This is a genomic window from Azospirillum himalayense, from assembly GCF_042657465.1.
Lineage (GTDB): Bacteria > Pseudomonadota > Alphaproteobacteria > Azospirillales > Azospirillaceae > Azospirillum > Azospirillum himalayense.
In genome coordinates this window covers 51,739-68,200 of sequence record NZ_JBHSLC010000122.1, presented here as the reverse complement: position 1 = coordinate 68,200, position 16,462 = coordinate 51,739, and the positions used below count along the sequence as shown (strand labels likewise).

Genomic DNA, 16,462 nt, shown 5'->3' with positions numbered 1-16,462 from the left:
GAGGCCCGTTCCCCATGAAAGTTTGTCTGGTCGTCGATGACAGCCGCGTGGTCCGCAAGGTCGCGCGGAAGATCCTGGAAGAGCTGCACTTCGCCTGCACCGAGGCGGAGGACGGCAAGCAGGCCATGGAGGCCTGCGCGCAGAAGATGCCGGACGCGATCCTGCTGGACTGGAACATGCCGGTGATGACCGGCATCGAGTTCCTGCGCCGACTGCGCAAGATGAGCGGCGGGGACTTTCCCAAGGTCGTGTTCTGCACCACGGAGAACGACCTCGCCCACATCCAGGAGGCGCTGTCCGCCGGGGCGAACGAGTACATCATGAAGCCGTTCGACAGCGACATCATCCAGACCAAGTTCCAGCAGGTCGGGCTGCTGTGACGGGCGGGACCACCGCACCGCGCACCGCTCCGACCCTGAAAGGCTGATTGCGTTATGTCCGATCGTTTCGGCAGACCTCCTCCCCCCGCGCCGGCGGGGCATCCGACCGGCGCGGCCGGCGGCGATCCCGTCCGGGTGATGGTGGTCGATGATTCCGCCGTGATCCGCGGCCTTCTGACCCGTGCGTTGGAAGGCGATACCGAAATCCGCGTGGTCGCGTCGGTCGGCGACGGCCAGATGGCGGTCAACGCCCTGCAGCGCAACTCGCTCGACGTCATCGTCCTCGACATCGAGATGCCGGTGATGGACGGGCTGACCGCCATCCCGAAGCTGCTGGCGGTGGCGCCGCAGGTGAAGATCATCATGGCCTCCACGCTGACTTTGCGCGGGGCCGACATCTCCATGCGCTGCCTGTCCGCGGGGGCCGCCGACTACATCCCCAAGCCGACCTCCACCCGCGAGATCGGCGGGGCGGACGCCTTCAAGCGCGAGCTGGTGTCGAAGGTCAAGGCGCTGGGCGCCGCCGCGCGCCGCGCCGGCTCCCGCACCCGCGGCGAGCTGCGCCCGCTGACCCCGGTGCCCGCCGCCTTCCTGAAGCGCGAGCCGCCGCCCGTCACGCTGCGTCCGGCCCCCGCCGTCGGCTCCGTCGGCCAGGTCAAGCCGGACGTGATCGCCATCGGCAGTTCCACGGGCGGCCCGCAGGCGCTGTTCGAGGTGCTGGCCCATCTGAAGACCGGCATCACCCAGCCGATCCTGATCACCCAGCACATGCCGGCGACCTTCACCACCATCCTGGCCGAGCACATCACCCGCCAGTGCGGGCTGAACGCCCAGGAGGCGAAGGACGGCGAGCCGGTCGTGCCGGGGCGCTGCTACATCGCGCCGGGCGACTTCCACATGCTGGTGACCCAGCGCGCGGGCGCCAACGTGATTTCGCTGACCAAGGACCCGCCGGAGAATTTCTGCCGCCCGGCGGTGGACCCGATGATGCGGTCCATCCTCCGCGCCTTCGGCGGACGGAAGGTGCTGGCCTGCATCCTGACCGGCATGGGGCAGGACGGGCTGAAGGGCTGCACCGAGGTGGTGAACGCCGGCGGCACCCTGATCGCGCAGGACGAGGCGTCCAGCGTGGTGTGGGGCATGCCGGGCGCCGTCGCCCAGGCGGGCATCTGCTCGGCGGTGCTGCCGCTCAAGGAAATCGGTCCCTACATCCGCAAGTTCGCATCGAGGGCAGCATGAGAGTCGAAGATTTCGACATGTTCTCCACGCTGCTCAAGCAGCGTTCCGGTCTGGTCCTGACCCGGGACAAGGCCTACCTGCTCGAATCCCGGCTGATGCCGGTGGCGCGCAAGTGGAACATGAAGGGGCTGGAGGAGCTGGCCTCCACCGTGCGGACGCGCAAGGACGAAGCGCTGCTGCGCGACATCACGGAGGCGATGACGACCAACGAATCGTCCTTCTTCCGCGATCAGAAGCCCTTCGACCAGTTCAAGCAGATCGTCCTGCCGAAGCTGCTGGAAGCGCGGTCGGCGAAGCGGTCGATCCGCATCTGGTCGGCGGCCTGCTCGTCCGGGCAGGAGGCCTACTCGCTGGCCATGCTGCTGAACGAGGATGCGGCGAAGCTGGCCGGCTGGCGGATCGAGATCGTCGGCACCGATATCTCGGCGGAGATGGTGGAGCGCTCCAAGTCGGGCATCTACACCCAGTTCGAGGTGCAGCGTGGTCTGCCGATTCAGATGCTTGTGAAGCATTTCAAGCAGCAGGGCGACAAGTGGCAGATCAGCCAGCAGCTTCGCCAGATGGTCTCGTTCCGCGAGTTCAACCTGCTGGGCGACCTGTCCGGACTGGGGCAGTTCGACATCGTGTTCTGCCGCAACGTGCTGATCTATTTCGACCAGCCGACCAAGACCAAGGTGCTGGAGGCGATTGCCCGCCAGATGCCGCAGGACGGCGTGCTCTATCTCGGCGGCGCGGAAACCGTGCTGGGCATCACCGACCGCTTCAAGCCGGTGGATGGCCAGCGCGGCCTCTACAGCCTGGGTGGTTTCCAGGTGCCGAGCGGGCTCAAGGCGGCCGTATGACGGAAGACGGTGTGATTTAAGGTGGTGCAACGGTGAGGCGGTCGGCGGCGCCTTCCTCCATGATCCAACGGCGGAAGGCGGCGATCTTGGGCCGGTCGGCGGTCACTTCCGGGCAGACGAGGTAGTAACCGAAGTCACCCGGCAGGGCGAGGTCGAACAGACGGGTCAGCCGCCCGCTCGCCAGCTCTTCCAGCACCAGGGTGCCGCGCGCCATCGCGATGCCCTGGCCGTTCTCCGCCGCTTCGATGGCGATGCCGATCTCGTCGAAGACCATTTCGGAGCTTGGCTTCAGGTCGCCGAGCCCGGCCATGGCCAGCCACGTCGCCCAATAGCTGTGGCCCGTCTCCTCGACCAGAACATGATGGCGCAGGTCGGCCGGCTGCCGCAGCGGCGTCGGTCCCTGCAGCAGGGCCGGGCTGCACACCGGGAACACCGCGTCGTCGAGGAAGCGGTCGGCCCGCAAGCCCTCCCACACCCCGAGGCCATGGCGAAGCCCGATGTCGATGTCGGCTTCGCGTTCAAAATCGATCTCGTGCTGGCTGACGCTGATGCGCAGATGGATTTCCGGATGGCGGGCGCGGAAACGGCCGATGCGGCTCATCAGCCAGCGGCTGGCGAAAGAGGGCGAAACGCTCATCGTCAGCACGCCGGATCGCTCGTGTTCCATCACCCGCTCCAGACCGGTGGCCAGCCGCGCAAAAGCGTCACGCACGCTGGGCAGCAGGAGCTGGCCGGCGTCGGTCAGAACCAGCGCCTGATTCAGCCGGCGGAACAGCCGGATGCCCAGCCGATCCTCCAGCGTGCGGATCTGGTGGCTGATCGCGCTCTGGGTGACGTTCAACTCTTCCGCCGCCCGTGTGAAGCTGAGATGGCGCGCTGCCGCTTCGAAGGCGCGCAGGCCGTTGAGGGGAGGGATCTGCATGGGTCCGCATCCGCCGGATTGTTGCCCGGCCACATGAAATTCTCTCATGCAGGTTAGAGAAACCATCCTTTGCGGACAAGCCGCTTCCGGGTGCATTCCTAGGGAACGGAATTCATCAAGCGGAGTGTCGGATCATGAGCAGGAGAGCGCTGGGCGCCGTTTCCACAGACCGGGGCATGGTGTCTCTTGGCGGCATGTCTCTCGTCGGCGCGCGGCGGTTTGCCAAGCGGGCGCTCGGGGAGGTGCTGGGAATGATCGAGCGCCACCGGCAGCGCCGCTCCCTGGCGGCGCTGGACGACCATCTGCTGCGCGACGTCGGGCTGAGCCGCACGGACGCCCGCCGCGAAGCCGACAAGGCGTTCTGGCAGGAATGATCGTCGATGACGGCGGGCCTGAGCCCGCCGCTTGCCGATGTGAAAAATGGGTTCGATGGGCGGTCGGCGGTCAGCCGGCCGCCTGGGCCTGCTGGTGCGGGACGCGCGGGACCGGCGACGCGTCCTCGTGCGGGTCGCGCAGCACGTAGCCGCGGCCCCACACCGTCTCGATGTAGTTGTCGCCCTGGGTCGCCGCGGCCAACTTCTTGCGCAGCTTGCAGACGAAGACGTCGATGATCTTCAGCTCCGGCTCGTCCATGCCGCCGTAAAGATGGTTCAGGAACATCTCCTTGGTCAGGGTCGTGCCCTTGCGCAGCGACAGCAGTTCCAGGATGCCGTATTCCTTGCCGGTCAGGTGGAGCGGCTGATTGTCCACCTCCACCGTGCGGGTGTCCAGGTTCACGGTCAGGCGGCCGGTGCGGATGATGCTGTCGGAATGGCCCTTGGAGCGGCGGACGATGGCCTGGATGCGGGCGATCAGCTCGCGCTTGTCGAAGGGCTTGGTCAGGTAGTCGTCGGCGCCGAAGCCCAGACCCTTGATCTTGTGGTCCAGTTCCGACAGGCCGGAAAGAATGAGGATCGGCGTGGTCACACGGGCGGCGCGCAGGCGGCGCAGCACCTCGTAGCCGTCGATGTCCGGCAGCATCAGATCGAGGATGATGATGTCGTAATCGTACAGCTTGCCGATTTCGAGCCCATCCTCACCGAGGTCGGTAGAATCGACGATGTAGCCTTCCGACTGGAGCATCAGCTCGATGCTCTTGGCCGTGGAGGAGTCGTCTTCGACCAGCAGAACCCTCATGGCGGTATCCCGATGTTAGATGGCGCGTTTCTGGCTTCCGATGCGGCGTTGCTTTCCCGCAGTTCCTTAACCAATTCCCTTAACAGATCGGCACGTCTGTTTACACAAGTTAACAGACGATTCAGCTTAACGCCAGAGGCATAGCACTTCATTTAACGTTAATGTTTTTGGACGAGCATGACGCGGGCGGCATGGCGGCGGACTTCGAGCCCACCGCAAATTGCGCCGTCCGCACCCGGCTCACCCGTCCCAATTCCGTCCGCTGATCCGCAAGACCGTGCCCGCCGACGTCGCCCGCATTCTTCAGGAAATCGAGTCCGTGTCCGGCTGCAGCCGGTTCGGGCGGGTCACCGCCGTGCTCGGCCTGCTGGTCGAGGTCGGGGGGATCGAGAAGGAACTGTCGGTGGGCGGCCGCTGCATCGTCGAATCCCGCGACGGCCGGCAGGTCCCCTGCGAGGTGGTCGGCTTCCGCCAGGGCCGCGCGCTGCTGATGCCCTTCGGCTCCATCGACGGGGTCGGGCTGGGCTGCCGCGCGCTGGTGTCGGACAGCCAGCCCATGGTCTTCCCAACGGAGGCGTGGCTCGGCCGCGTCATCAACGCGCTGGGCGAGCCGGTGGACGGCAAGGGGCCGCTGCCCAAGGGGACGCATGGCGTTCCCATCCGCAACAACCCGCCGCCCGCCCATTCCCGCGCCCGCGTGGGCGAGAAGCTGGACCTGGGCATCCGCGCCATCAACGCCTTCCTCACCTGCTGCCGCGGCCAGCGCATGGGCATCTTCGCCGGCTCCGGCGTCGGCAAGTCATCGGTGATGTCGATGCTCGCCCGCTTCTCCGGCGCGGAGGTCGCGGTGATCGGGCTGATCGGCGAACGTGGGCGCGAGCTTCAGGAATTCATCACCGAGGATCTCGGGGAGGAGGGGTTGGCGCGCAGCGTCGTGGTGTGCGCCACCTCCGACGAGGCGCCGCTGATGCGCCGCCAGGCCGCCTACATGACTCTGGCCGTGGCGGAGGCCTTCCGCGACGCCGGCTGCAACGTGCTGTGCATGATGGACAGCGTGACCCGCTTCGCCATGGCCCAGCGCGAGATCGGCCTGTCCGCCGGCGAACCGCCGACGACCAAGGGCTATCCCCCGACCGTCTTCGCCGAACTGCCGCGCCTGCTGGAACGCGCCGGGCCGGGCCTCAGCGGGTCGGGCTCCATCACCGGCCTGTTCACCGTGCTGGTCGAAGGTGACGATCACAACGAACCCATCGCCGACGCCGTGCGCGGCATCCTGGACGGCCACATCGTCCTGGAGCGCCAGATCGGCGAGCGTGGGCGCTATCCGGCCATCAACATCCTGCGCAGCGTGTCGCGCACCATGCCCGGCTGCAACTCCCCCATGGAGAACGAGCTGGTGAACCACGCGCGGCGGCTGATGTCGTCCTACGACAACATGGCGGAGATGATCCGTCTGGGCGCCTACCGCAAGGGCACCGACCCGCAGGTGGACGAGGCCATCCATTTCCAGCCGGCCTTGGAGGCCTTCCTGAAGCAGGGCAAGCGCGAGGCGACCGACCTCGACAACAGCTACGCCCAGCTTGCCGCCATTTTCGGCATTGAACAGTGGCCGCCGCAAGAATGAGCAGTCTGAAGACCATCATCCGCCTCCAGAAATGGAAACTCGACGAGAAGCGCCGGGCGCTGGCGGAACTGCAGAGCCTCGCCGACCGGCTCCAGGCCGAGATCGAGCGGCTGAAGGAAGAGATCGCGGCGGAGCGCGACACCGCCCGCGGCAACGTCGAATACGCCTTCACCTACAGCAACTACATCCAGGCGGCGATGGAGCGCGGCAAGCGGCTGACCCAGTCCATGGGGCAGGTGGAGGCCCAGATCGCCGTCGCCACCGACGAGATGGCGGAGGCCTTCCAGGAGCTGAAGCGCTATGAGCTGGCGGAGGAAGAGCGGTTGAAGCGCGAGAAGGAAAAGCTCAAGCGCAAGGAAGCCAACATGCTGGACGAAACCGCGCTGGTCGGCTTCCGCCGCCGCCAGCAGGAGGAGAGCGGCGTCGAATCCTGACGTGTCCGCTTGTTCAGATCGGTGAGGCGTCGGTGGCGGAAAGCTCCGAATAGGCGACGATGCGACCACGGCCGGACCGTTTGGCGGCGTACAACGCCTGATCGGCATTCTGGAGCGCCAGGGCAAGGTCCTCCGCGTCCGACGGCCAAAGCGCGATACCGATGCTGCACCCGATCTGGACATCGAGCCCGTCGGCGATGATCGGCGCGGATACGCTGTCGATGATCCGTCTGGCGACATCGCGGATGTAACGCTCCGGCTGGCCATCCGGCAGGGAGAGCAGCACCGCGAACTCGTCGCCGCCGAGGCGTGCGGCGAAATCCCCATGGCGAACGCAATGCGCCAGCCGGGTGCCGATCTGCTTCAACGCGGCATCGCCGGTGTGGTGTCCATGCTGGTCGTTGACCGGCTTGAAACCGTCGAGGTCGATGTAGAGGATGGCGATCGCGCTTTGATCTTCAGCCGGTTGCTCCTTGAGGCGCTCCACGTGAGCCTCGAAGAAGCGGCGATTGGCGAGCCCGGTCAGGCGATCCTCGAAGGCAATGGTGCTCAACGTCCGCCCCATCGTCCGCATCGCGTGGGCGACTTGGCCGATTTCGGACGGATGGACCGGCACTGGGGTGCAGAGGGCGTAGGGATCGAAAAGGTCCGACGAGAGGAACGCCGCCGATGCCTTGAGGTCCCGCAGGCCGCGCAGGACCATGACTTCCATCAGCACCCAGACCCCACCGACGATGAGAAGCACCACGCCGGTGATCACGCCGGTTCCCAAAAGCAAATTCCGGTCGGCCGCGGCCAGGATGTCATCGCGCGCGACCGCGACGACGATCTTGGCACCGGTTTCCTCCAGGGTCGAGAAGCCGCTGATCCGGGGAATGCCGTCCAGACCGTCGTCCTCGATGATCCCGGCCTCCTCCACCATGATTTTTCGAACCATCGGGTGTTCGGCCATCGATCGCCCGACAATCCCCTGCGGGTCCGGCACGCGCGCGAGGATCGTCCCTTCGGAATCGAACAGCGATACGGTTCCACCGGACTCATGAGCGATTTCGACGGACAGCTCCGCAAGCCAGTTCAAGTCCACTCCGGCCAGCAGGACGCGGATGACCGAACCATCGTCACCGAGAATCGGCAGGGCCGCGACCACGCGGGGTTTCTTGCTGTTCTGCCCGATCAGGAAGTTGCTGACCGTGAAGCCGTGCGTCGCCAGCGCTTCGCGGAAATAGTCACGGTCGGCCACGTTCATGGGCCGGCTCCTGTTGCTGCTGCACAACAGATTGCCATCGGGGTTGAACACCCCGAAGCCGGTGCTCCAAGGATAAAGGTCGGTCGCCTGTTTCAACATCGTTGCGCAACGGTCGGGGCTCGCCTCCCGGATGTCAGGGACCAGGGTGAGAAGCTGGAGGACGCTGCGGGCCTGCTGAACGATCTGCGCCTGCTGCTGCGCCCCCCGGTCGGCGAGCAGGCGGGTGGCATCGCGCGCCCGCTCGATGTCCTGGTTGCGCTCTTGAAGCAGAAGGACGACGACCAAGCCCACCATCGGAAGAAGGGCGAGCAGGATGAAGGCCTCGAGGCGCGCGCGAAGCCCAACACGCGCCCAGAGGGTTTGGACGCGCCTTAATATTCCTGTACGTTTCAACAGACTCATCCACGCACCAGCCGACCCGCTTTATTCTCATGCGGGTTGAGGAAATCAAGCGGCGAAAGCTGTGACTTGGCGCGGTGCAGCCATGCCGGACGACGGACGAGGCGGGGATCGGAGGGTCAGACGCGCCGCATCCGGGCGAAAAGATGCGGGTTGTCCCAACCGGGCTGGCGGTCCTCGATGACCACACGCTGGGGGACGGGCAGGGTCCGCTCCACCGTGACCTCCACCCAGCGGGGAATCAGCTCGTTGTTCAGATCGTCGAGCACGGCGATGGCCAGGGATTCCGGACCGGCCGCCGCCGCGGTGCCGGACAGGGCGCCGAAATAGGCGGCGACGCCGTCCGGCGTGGCAACCGCGCGGTCGGGGACGTAGCGCAGGGTCAGGCGGGTGCCGGGCGCCGGTTCCCCGTGCAGCTCCACCAGATAGTCGTGGCGGGCGTCCGGGTTGGCGGCGGTGATCAGAAGTTCGCGGCGGTGCATGGCGTCCAGGCTCGTCAGGCGGTGTAGCTGCTGCCGCCCGCTCCGGTCCGGGTCAGCTTGACCCAGCATTTGGCGCCGGACTGGAAGGACAGGCCGCCGATGTAGCCCACGGCGCGGATGCTGTCCGCGAAAATCTGGATCAGGTCCAGGCGGATCTCCGGCGCGAGCGGGGTGTGGCTGCGCAGGATCAGGTCGAACCGGTTGGGCTGCACCAGCCCGTCGAGCTGCATCGGGCCGAGACGGCTGAGATCCAGGTCGAGCAGGAAGCGGCTGCCCTTGTCGCCGCCCTTGCGGCCCGTCTTGCCGTCCTCTTCCGAATTTATGGGATGGATGTGCAGCTTGATCGGCAGCAGCCCATTGGCGTCCATCATCGGCAGGGTGTAGGGACGCCAGTCGCCGGGCAGGGGATCGCCCGCCTGCTGCTGAAGGCTGCGGAACTCGCGCTCCAGCTGGGACAGCAGGCTTCCCTGGCCGGATTTCTCCAGAGCGGAGGCGGCGTCCTCGCCCAGCCAGCCGCGGGCGTCGCCGCCGCGGATCGCCGACAGGAAGAAACTCATCGCCGCGCCCAGCTTGCGGTTCGGCTGCGGCAGGACCGTGCCGATCAGCGCCTGAGCGGCGGAGCGGTCCACCCCGGCGAGCGCGCTCAAGAGCTGGCGCATGGCGGGCCAGTCCCGCTCGCTCAGCGGCCCCGGCTCCGCGGTGAGCGGGGGTGGCGCGGTCTGGAGCGCCTTGGCGGGGTCGGTCAGGGCGGCGGTGACGGTGCTGCCCTGCGGCAGGCTCGCCTGGACGTTCAGCGCCAGCATGCCCTGCGGCGTGGCGAGGATCGGCTGGCCCTGCGGCGTGCTGCCGGCCACCGTGCCCTTCAGAACCGGCCCGTCGGGCGTCTCCGGTGTTGCCGGGGAGGCGCCGGGGTCCGCACTGGGCATCGTGGGCGCTGCGGTGGGGATTGCGGTGCCGCGGGGCGGGGCAGGGGCCGATTGCGGTGCCGCCGGAGGTGGAGAAGCGGGTTGGAGCGGGGCGCCGTCCTTGCGGGGCGGGTTGCCTGCGCTCTGGCCGTCCGATGGCGGAGACCCATCGTCCGGCGGGGCGGCCGGCGGCTGGTCCGGCGGGGGCGTGACGGTCAGGATCTTCAGGGCAACGGTGCCGCCCTGGGGCAGGACCGGTTGGCCGGCTGGCTTCGTGGGGGTCGGTTTCGTGGGCGAGGCGGCTTCCGGGAGGTCCCCGCCGGGATGCGCCGCGTCGCCGCCGAGTTCCACCGTGGTGTCGAGCATCGGCTTGCCGGGAAGCGGCGATGTGCCCGAAGGCGTGGGCGGCGCCTGCGGAGGAGTGAGGGCTGCGTTGGGCTGGCCGGCTTGTGTCGGTGCCGGGGCTTGGCCGCCGCCGCTGTCCGTGACGGGAAGGGGCGCCGCCACCACCGGCGCGGCGGTGGGCTGACCGGGCAGGGCCGGGGCCGCACCGGGCGGGGCCGGCGGCTTCGCCGCCGCGGCGATGACCAGCGCGGGAACGATGGTGCCCGGCAGCAGCAGGGGAAGCGGCTGGCCCGCCGGTCCCACCGTCGGCGTGGCGGACGCCGGGCTGGGCAGGATCACCACCGGTGTCGCCGAACCCTGAGGGGCCGAACCCTGAGGGGACGTCGCTCCGGTCTGGCCGGGACTGGCCGGCGCCGGCCCACCTGCGGTCGGCAAGGATGGGACACCCGGGGGGGTGCCCTGGGTCAGCACCAGAACCTTCGCCGCGAGGCTCAGTGCGGGGGAGGCCGCGGCGGGGTCGGTCGACGCGGCCTGAGCCTGTTCCAGAAGCACCTGCGCCGGGGTGATCTGGAGCGTCACCGGCTTGTCGGCGGGCAGCGGCGTCGGGGTTTGCACAAGCACCTCGCCGGCCTGGGTGCGCACGCGGGCCAAGCCCTCCGGCGTGGTGCCGACGACGGTGCCGGTCAGCACCACCGGGCGGGCGATGTCCTGCAAGCGCTCCGGCAGGGCCTTGACCGTGCCCTCGGCGACCGCCACCGGCGCGGGGGTGGTCGCCGCCGGGGCGGCGGGCGCGCCGGCGGCTGGGGGAGGAAGGGCGCCCCCCATCCCGGTCTTACTGGCCGTTGAGAAGCCGCTGGGCGATGGCCAGCACGTCCCGCGCAGCGTCGGAGCTGGGGGAGCGGGTCAGCAGCGGCGACTGGTTGCGGATGGCGTCGCGCACCTTCAGGTCGCGGCGGATGATGCCGGCCAGTGCGGGCTTGTATTTCAGGAAGTTCTGGCAGGCCTTCAGGATGGTGCCGTAGGTGCGCTCGCCGTCCTTCACGCTCTGCGCCATGTTCACCACGACGCGCAGGTCGGCGGTGGGGTTGGTGGCGTGGGTCAGCTTGATGAAGGCGTAGGCGTCGGTCAGCGAGGTCGGCTCGTCCGTCGTCACCACCAGCGTCGTCCCGGCGGGGCCGGACAGGGTGCGGACCGTGCGGTCGACGCCGGCGCCCATGTCCATGATGACGCAGTCGTAGCGCCGTGCCAGTTCCATCAGGTCGTTGCGCAGGCCGGACAGGCGCTGGCTCGGCAGCTGAGCGAGCGTCCCGGAGCCGGAGCGGCCGGCGATGATGTCGAAGCCGCCCTCGGTGTAGCGCTGGGCCGCGCGGCCCAGCGTCACGTCGCCGTTGATCACCGCGCCGAGATCGTTCTTGGGCTGGAAGCCGAGCTGGATGTCGACGTTGGCGAGGCCGAGGTCGCCGTCGAACAGCAGCGAGTTCTTGCCCATCTTCGTCAGCGCGTGGGCGAGCGTGATCGAGAACCACGTCTTGCCGACGCCGCCCTTTCCGCTGGCCACGGCGATGACGTTGGCACCGCGCAGCGGGTGAACGTTCTTGAGGGCGGCCGGAAACACCGGATCGGTCATGGGATGGTCCTCGACGAAGAACGAACGGCTTTGGTCTTGGCAGGGGCCGCCGGTTTGGGCCGGTTGCGCGCCGCCTTGTCCTCGGCGGGCATCATCAGGCGGGCGAAGGCCACCGGGTTCAGCGGTGTCAGCCCTTCGGCCACCTTGGAGGAAACGCTGGCGTTGCAGAAGGCCATGCGTGAACGGTGCGCCGTGCCGAGCAGGCTGCCCAGCCGACGCGCCATGTCAAGCCGGGTGATCAGCATCCGCCGCACGCCCAGCGCCTTGAAGGATTGGGCGATGTCGGCGGCTTCCATGGCGTCCAGCCCGGCGGGGAGCACGAGGATCGGCTCGGCCACCCCGGCGGACAGCAGGGCCTTGAGGTCGGCCATGTCTTCCCGGTTGTAGGGGTTGCGCCCGGCGGTATCCACCAGGACGACGTCGGCGCCGCGGCTGACCTCGAACGCGCCTGCGAGCGCGTCGGGGTCTTCCACCGTCGCCAGTTTGATTTTCATCAGACGCGTGAAGGCGGCCAACTGTTCCATGCCGCCGGCGCGAACCGTGTCGGTGGTGATCACGCCGACCGAGCGTTTGCGGAACACCGCCTGGGCGGCCAGCTTGGCGACGATCAGCGTCTTGCCGCTGCCCGGCGGGCCGACCAGGATCAGCGGCTTGTTGCCGCCGCGCCGGTCCTGCAGCGGGCTGAAGGTGAACATGGAATCGAGCGCGGCGCCCAGCGCCAGCGCGGGGTCGTCGGTGTCCAGCCCGGCGGCGGCGTCGATCAGCTGCTCGGCCAGCGCGGCGGGAACGCCGTGGCGGTGCAGCACGTCGGCCACCACCTCGCCCACGTCGATCTCCGGCTCCTCCTCGACCACCACCACGGGGCGGGCGGTCCGGGTCGGCTGGGCCGTGCGCGCCTGCGCCATCAGCAGATCGTCGTCCTCCACCGCCGCGGTCACGCGAACGCCGCCGCCGTCCTCCTCGCGCGTGGCGACGATGATGGCATCGTCGCCCAGCGTCTGGCGGACCATGCGCATGGCTTCGGACATGGACTTGGCGTGGAACGACTTCAGCCGCATCGGCTCGCTCCCCGCCCGTCACACTGGTTCGTCATGGCCTGCATCAGATCTGCCCCAGGGTCTTGATCCGCGCCTTGGGGTGGATCTCGTTCTGCGACATCACCACGGTGGCCGGCCGGAACCGCTCGACGATCGAGCGGACGAAGGGACGGATCAGGGGGCTGGTCAACAGGACGGGGGTCTCGCCCATCATGGCGTGTCGCTCGAAGGTTTGGCGGACCGAAGTGATGAATTGCTGAAGCCGGCTCGGCGCCATCGTCAGTTGCCGGTCGTCGCCATCGCCCACCAGCGATTCCGCGAACGCCTGCTCCCACTCGGGGGACAGGGTGACGAGCGGGATCACTCCCATCTCGTTGATGTTCGCGTCGCAGATCTGCCGCGCCAAGCGCGTGCGCACATGCTCGGTGATCTGCGTGATGCTGCGGGTTTGGCTTGCCGCCTCGGACACGCCCTCCAGAATGGTGGCAAGATCGCGTACCGAAACCCGTTCTGCAAGCAGGTTCTGCAACACCCGTTGCAATCCGCCCACAGTGATCTGCGCCGGCACCACGTCGGCGATCAGCTTCTGGTGCTCCTTGTCCAGCTCGTCCAGCAGCTTCTGCGTCTCGGTGAAGGACAGCAGCTCCGGCATGTTGTCCTTGATGAGTTCGGTCAGATGCGTGGTGATGACCGTGGACGGGTCGACCACCGTGTAGCCCTTGAACAGCGCCTCCTCGCGGTAGCCCGGCTCGATCCAGATGGCCGGCAGGCCGAAGGTCGGCTCCACCGTCTGCTCGCCGGGCAGGCTCATCGCCTCGCCGCGCGGGTCCATGACCAGCAGCATGTTCGGGCGGATGTCGCCGCGCCCCGCCTCGATCTCCTTGACGCGGATGATGTAGGCGTTGGGCGGAAGCTGGAGGTTGTCCTGGATGCGCACGGCGGGCATGACGAAGCCGACCTCGCCGGCGATCTGGCGGCGCAACCCCTTGATCTGGTCGGTCAACCGGTGGCTGCCCGCCTGCGGCTGGTTGATCAGCGACAGCAGGCCGTAGCCCAGCTCCAGCCGGATCAGGTCGATGGCCAGCGCCGTGGCGATCGGTTCGTCGGCCACCGGGGCGGCCCCGCCGCCCGGTCCGCCCATGCCCGCGGCCTCGGCGGCGGCGGCCTCCGCCTCCTCCGCCTCCTTCTTGGCGCGCATCTTCGGCAGATACCAGGCGGCGGCCCCGACGGCGGCGACCACCGGCAGGAAGGGCAGCATCGGCATGCCCGGCATCAGGGCGAGCAGGCCGATGGCGCCCGCCGACAGGCCGAGCGCGCTGACGTGGTTGGTGAGCTGCCCGACCACCGCCTTGTCGGTGGACCCGCCGGTGCCGGCCTTCGACACCAGGAAGCCGGCGGAGATGGAGATGACCAGCGCCGGGATCTGCGAGACGAGGCCGTCGCCGATGGTCAGCTTGGTGAAGGTGTCCAGCGCCTGCAGGATCGGCATGTCGTAGCGCAGGACCGCCAGCGACACGCCGCCGATGATGTTGATGAACATGATCATCAGGCCGGCGACGGCGTCGCCCTTCACGAACTTCGACGCACCGTCCATGGAACCGAAGAAGGCGCTTTCGTCCTCCAGCTCCTTGCGCTTGGCGCGGGCGGTGGTCTCGTCGATCATGCCGGCGGACAGGTCGGCGTCGATGGCCATCTGCTTGCCGGGCATGGCGTCCAGGGTGAAGCGCGCCGCCACTTCGGCGATGCGGCCCGAACCGGCGGTGATGACCTTGAAGTTCACGATCGTCAGGATCGCGTAGACGATCACGCCGATGATGAAGTCGCCGCCCATGACGAAGCCGGCGAAGGCCTCGATCACATGGCCCGCCGCCGCCGTGCCCTCGTGACCCTGCGTCAGGATCAGGCGGGTGGAGGCCATGTTCAGCGACAGGCGCAGCAGCGTCGTGATGAGCAGGATCGTCGGGTAGGCCGACAGCTCCAGCGGCTTTTCGATGAACAGCACCACCATCAGGATGAGGATCGAGATGGTGACGTTCAGCCCGAGCATCATGTCGAGCAGCATCGGCGGCAGCGGCAGGATCAACCCGACGACGATCAGCATGATGCCGGCCGCCATCACGATGTCGCCGCGCTTCAGCGCGCCCTTCGCAACGGCCACCATGTCGGTCAGCGCGGACATGTTGCCGCCGCCGCCCGCGCGTGCCCCCGGATTGTGTTCGGTCAGTGCCATGCCGCCGCTCCTCCGCCGTTCCCCCGATCAGCGGATCAGTAGGCCGCCCGTTCCTCGGTGCCCGGCGGCGGCACGGGCACGCCCTCCTCGCTGTACTGCTTCAGCTTGTTGCGCAGCGTGCGGATGGAGATGCCCAGGATGTTCGCCGCGTGGGTGCGGTTGCCCAGGCAGTGCGACAGCGTGCCGATGATCAGGTCGCGCTCGACCTCCGCCACCGTGCGGCCGACGAGGCCCTGGACGGCGGGCGCGCCGGGCGCCGCTCCGGCGTTGCCATAGGACGAGGCTCCGGCGTTGCCGTAGGCCGCGGCCCCCGCGGCGTGGCCCGAAGGCGGCGCGTAGGAGGTCGGGTAACCGGGAGCCGGCTGTCCGTAGCCGCGCGGCGCCTGCGGCACCGTGCCGCCCGGCCCGGCGAAGGGGTTGGCGACCGGCGAGTTGGTCGGGATCGACGCCTGCGCCGACCCTTCCGGGGCGAGCAGCTGGCTGGTCAGCATGATCGCGTCCGGCCCGACCGTCTCCGATTTGGAGAGCAGCACGGCGCGGTGCATGGTGTTTTCCAGCTCGCGCACGTTGCCGCGCCAGTGGTGGGCGCGCAGCATCAGCAGCGCGTCGTCCGACAGCCGCTTCTCGCCCAGCCCGTTGGCCTGCGCGTATTTCTTGAGGAAATGGTCGGCGATCATCGGGATGTCGGCCGGCCGTTCGCGCAGGGACGGGATGGCGACGCTGAAGACGTTCAGCCGGAAATAGAGGTCTTCGCGGAAGTTGCCGGACCGGACCTCGTTCTCCAGGTTGCGGTTGGAGGTGGCGATCAGGCGGACGTTGACCTTCACCGGCTGGGACGAGCCGATGCGGTCGATCTCCTTCTCCTGGATGGCGCGCAGCAGCTTGGCCTGCAGCCGCGGGTGCATCTCCGACAGCTCGTCGAGCAGCAGGGTGCCGCCGTTGGCCTCCTCGAAGCGGCCGAGCCGGCGGGCGACGGCGCCGGTGAAGGCGCCCTTCTCATGGCCGAACAGCTCCGATTCCAGCAGGTTTTCCGGGATGGCCGCGCAGTTCACCGCGACGAAGGGCGCGTCGGAGCGCCGGCTCTTACGGTGGATGTAGCGGGCCATCAGCTCCTTGCCGGTGCCGCTCTCGCCGGTGATGAGGACGGAGGCATCGCTGGGCGCCACTTGGTCCGCCAGCCGCAGGGTCGCCAGCATGGCCGGGTCCTGGCAGACGATGGCGTGGCTTTCCTCCGCCACCGCTTCCAGCACGGCGGCGATCAGCTCCGCGTCGGGGGGCAGGGGGATGTATTCCTTGGCGCCGGCGCGGATCGCCTTCACCGCCGCCGCGGCGTCGGTGCCGATGCCGCAGGCCACCACGGGAATGGTGATCCGTTCCGCCTTCAGGCTTTCGATGAAGGTCGCGATGTCGAGTTTGACGTCGATCATCACGAGGTCGGCCCCCGCCGCCGCGCGCAGGGCGTTCAGGGCGCCCTCGATGCTGTCGGTGTGGGACACCTTCGCCCCGCGCTGCATGGCGATCTTGCCAGCGGCGGTGATGTACCCTTCCAACGTTCCAACGATCAGCAGACGCAT

At 68.3% G+C, this 16,462-nt stretch carries 15 protein-coding genes; 6 read left to right on the top strand and 9 right to left on the bottom strand.

All coding sequences use genetic code 11. The annotated features are described in order from the left end of the window. Positions 1 to 14: 14 nt before the first annotated feature. From ACFPMG_RS34580 to ACFPMG_RS34570, 3 genes are all read left to right on the top strand, one after another. Positions 15 to 380, top strand: a complete 366-nt coding sequence (locus ACFPMG_RS34580) for a response regulator (RefSeq protein WP_109070292.1) — start codon at positions 15 to 17, stop codon at positions 378 to 380. A 138-nt stretch (positions 381 to 518) separates the two neighbouring features. Further along, a complete protein-coding gene (locus ACFPMG_RS34575; RefSeq protein ID WP_377000864.1) occupies positions 519 to 1,619 on the top strand; it encodes a protein-glutamate methylesterase/protein-glutamine glutaminase in 1,101 nt (366 codons plus the stop codon). Next, the gene (locus tag ACFPMG_RS34570) at positions 1,616 to 2,461 is read left to right on the top strand and encodes a CheR family methyltransferase (protein WP_377000622.1); all 846 of its coding nucleotides are present in this window, start codon (positions 1,616 to 1,618) and stop codon (positions 2,459 to 2,461) included. The genes ACFPMG_RS34575 and ACFPMG_RS34570 overlap by 4 nt, the downstream gene beginning before the upstream one ends. A gap of 16 nt (positions 2,462 to 2,477) precedes the next feature. On the opposite strand, the gene gcvA is transcribed toward ACFPMG_RS34570, so the two are convergent. After that, entirely contained in the window at positions 2,478 to 3,383 is a 906-nt protein-coding gene (gene gcvA, locus ACFPMG_RS34565; RefSeq protein WP_377000620.1) for a transcriptional regulator GcvA, read from the bottom strand. A 134-nt stretch (positions 3,384 to 3,517) separates the two neighbouring features. Between gcvA and ACFPMG_RS34560 the strand changes: the two genes are divergently transcribed. After that, on the top strand, positions 3,518 to 3,757 hold the full coding sequence (locus ACFPMG_RS34560; protein ID WP_377000618.1) for a DUF1127 domain-containing protein: 240 nt from the start codon (positions 3,518 to 3,520) through the stop codon (positions 3,755 to 3,757). A gap of 70 nt (positions 3,758 to 3,827) precedes the next feature. Here the strand turns inward: ACFPMG_RS34560 and ctrA are convergent, their stop codons facing one another. Further along, a complete protein-coding gene (gene ctrA / locus ACFPMG_RS34555) occupies positions 3,828 to 4,559 on the bottom strand; it encodes a response regulator transcription factor CtrA (protein ID WP_377000616.1) in 732 nt (243 codons plus the stop codon). A 277-nt stretch (positions 4,560 to 4,836) separates the two neighbouring features. Here ctrA and fliI point away from each other — a divergent pair, with 277 nt between their 5' ends. Then, the gene (gene fliI, locus ACFPMG_RS34550; protein ID WP_014198319.1) at positions 4,837 to 6,183 is read left to right on the top strand and encodes a flagellar protein export ATPase FliI; all 1,347 of its coding nucleotides are present in this window, start codon (positions 4,837 to 4,839) and stop codon (positions 6,181 to 6,183) included. Next, entirely contained in the window at positions 6,180 to 6,617 is a 438-nt protein-coding gene (locus ACFPMG_RS34545) for a flagellar FliJ family protein (RefSeq protein WP_145627200.1), read from the top strand. Before fliI ends, ACFPMG_RS34545 begins: the two co-directional genes overlap by 4 nt. Before the next feature lie 13 nt (positions 6,618 to 6,630). On the opposite strand, the gene ACFPMG_RS34540 is transcribed toward ACFPMG_RS34545, so the two are convergent. From ACFPMG_RS34540 to ACFPMG_RS34510, 7 genes are all read right to left on the bottom strand, one after another. After that, a complete protein-coding gene (locus tag ACFPMG_RS34540) occupies positions 6,631 to 8,265 on the bottom strand; it encodes a diguanylate cyclase domain-containing protein (protein ID WP_377000613.1) in 1,635 nt (544 codons plus the stop codon). A gap of 116 nt (positions 8,266 to 8,381) precedes the next feature. Next, positions 8,382 to 8,744: a hypothetical protein gene (locus ACFPMG_RS34535; RefSeq protein ID WP_377000611.1), complete on the bottom strand. Its 363-nt coding sequence runs from the start codon at positions 8,742 to 8,744 to the stop codon at positions 8,382 to 8,384. Positions 8,745 to 8,758: 14 nt separating this feature from the next. Next, positions 8,759 to 10,819, bottom strand: a complete 2,061-nt coding sequence (locus tag ACFPMG_RS34530; RefSeq protein ID WP_377000609.1) for a hypothetical protein — start codon at positions 10,817 to 10,819, stop codon at positions 8,759 to 8,761. A gap of 7 nt (positions 10,820 to 10,826) precedes the next feature. Beyond that, positions 10,827 to 11,621 carry a MinD/ParA family protein gene (locus ACFPMG_RS34525; protein ID WP_014198325.1) on the bottom strand — a complete coding sequence of 265 codons (795 nt, stop codon included), beginning with the start codon at positions 11,619 to 11,621 and terminating at the stop codon, positions 10,827 to 10,829. Further along, positions 11,618 to 12,679: a flagellar biosynthesis protein FlhF gene (locus tag ACFPMG_RS34520; RefSeq protein ID WP_014198326.1), complete on the bottom strand. Its 1,062-nt coding sequence runs from the start codon at positions 12,677 to 12,679 to the stop codon at positions 11,618 to 11,620. The genes ACFPMG_RS34525 and ACFPMG_RS34520 overlap by 4 nt, the downstream gene beginning before the upstream one ends. A gap of 43 nt (positions 12,680 to 12,722) precedes the next feature. Further along, positions 12,723 to 14,888: a flagellar biosynthesis protein FlhA gene (gene flhA / locus ACFPMG_RS34515; RefSeq protein WP_377000606.1), complete on the bottom strand. Its 2,166-nt coding sequence runs from the start codon at positions 14,886 to 14,888 to the stop codon at positions 12,723 to 12,725. 35 nt (positions 14,889 to 14,923) lie between these two features. Further along, positions 14,924 to 16,462, bottom strand: coding sequence for a sigma-54-dependent transcriptional regulator (locus tag ACFPMG_RS34510; protein WP_377000604.1), 1,539 nt, complete (start codon positions 16,460 to 16,462; stop codon positions 14,924 to 14,926).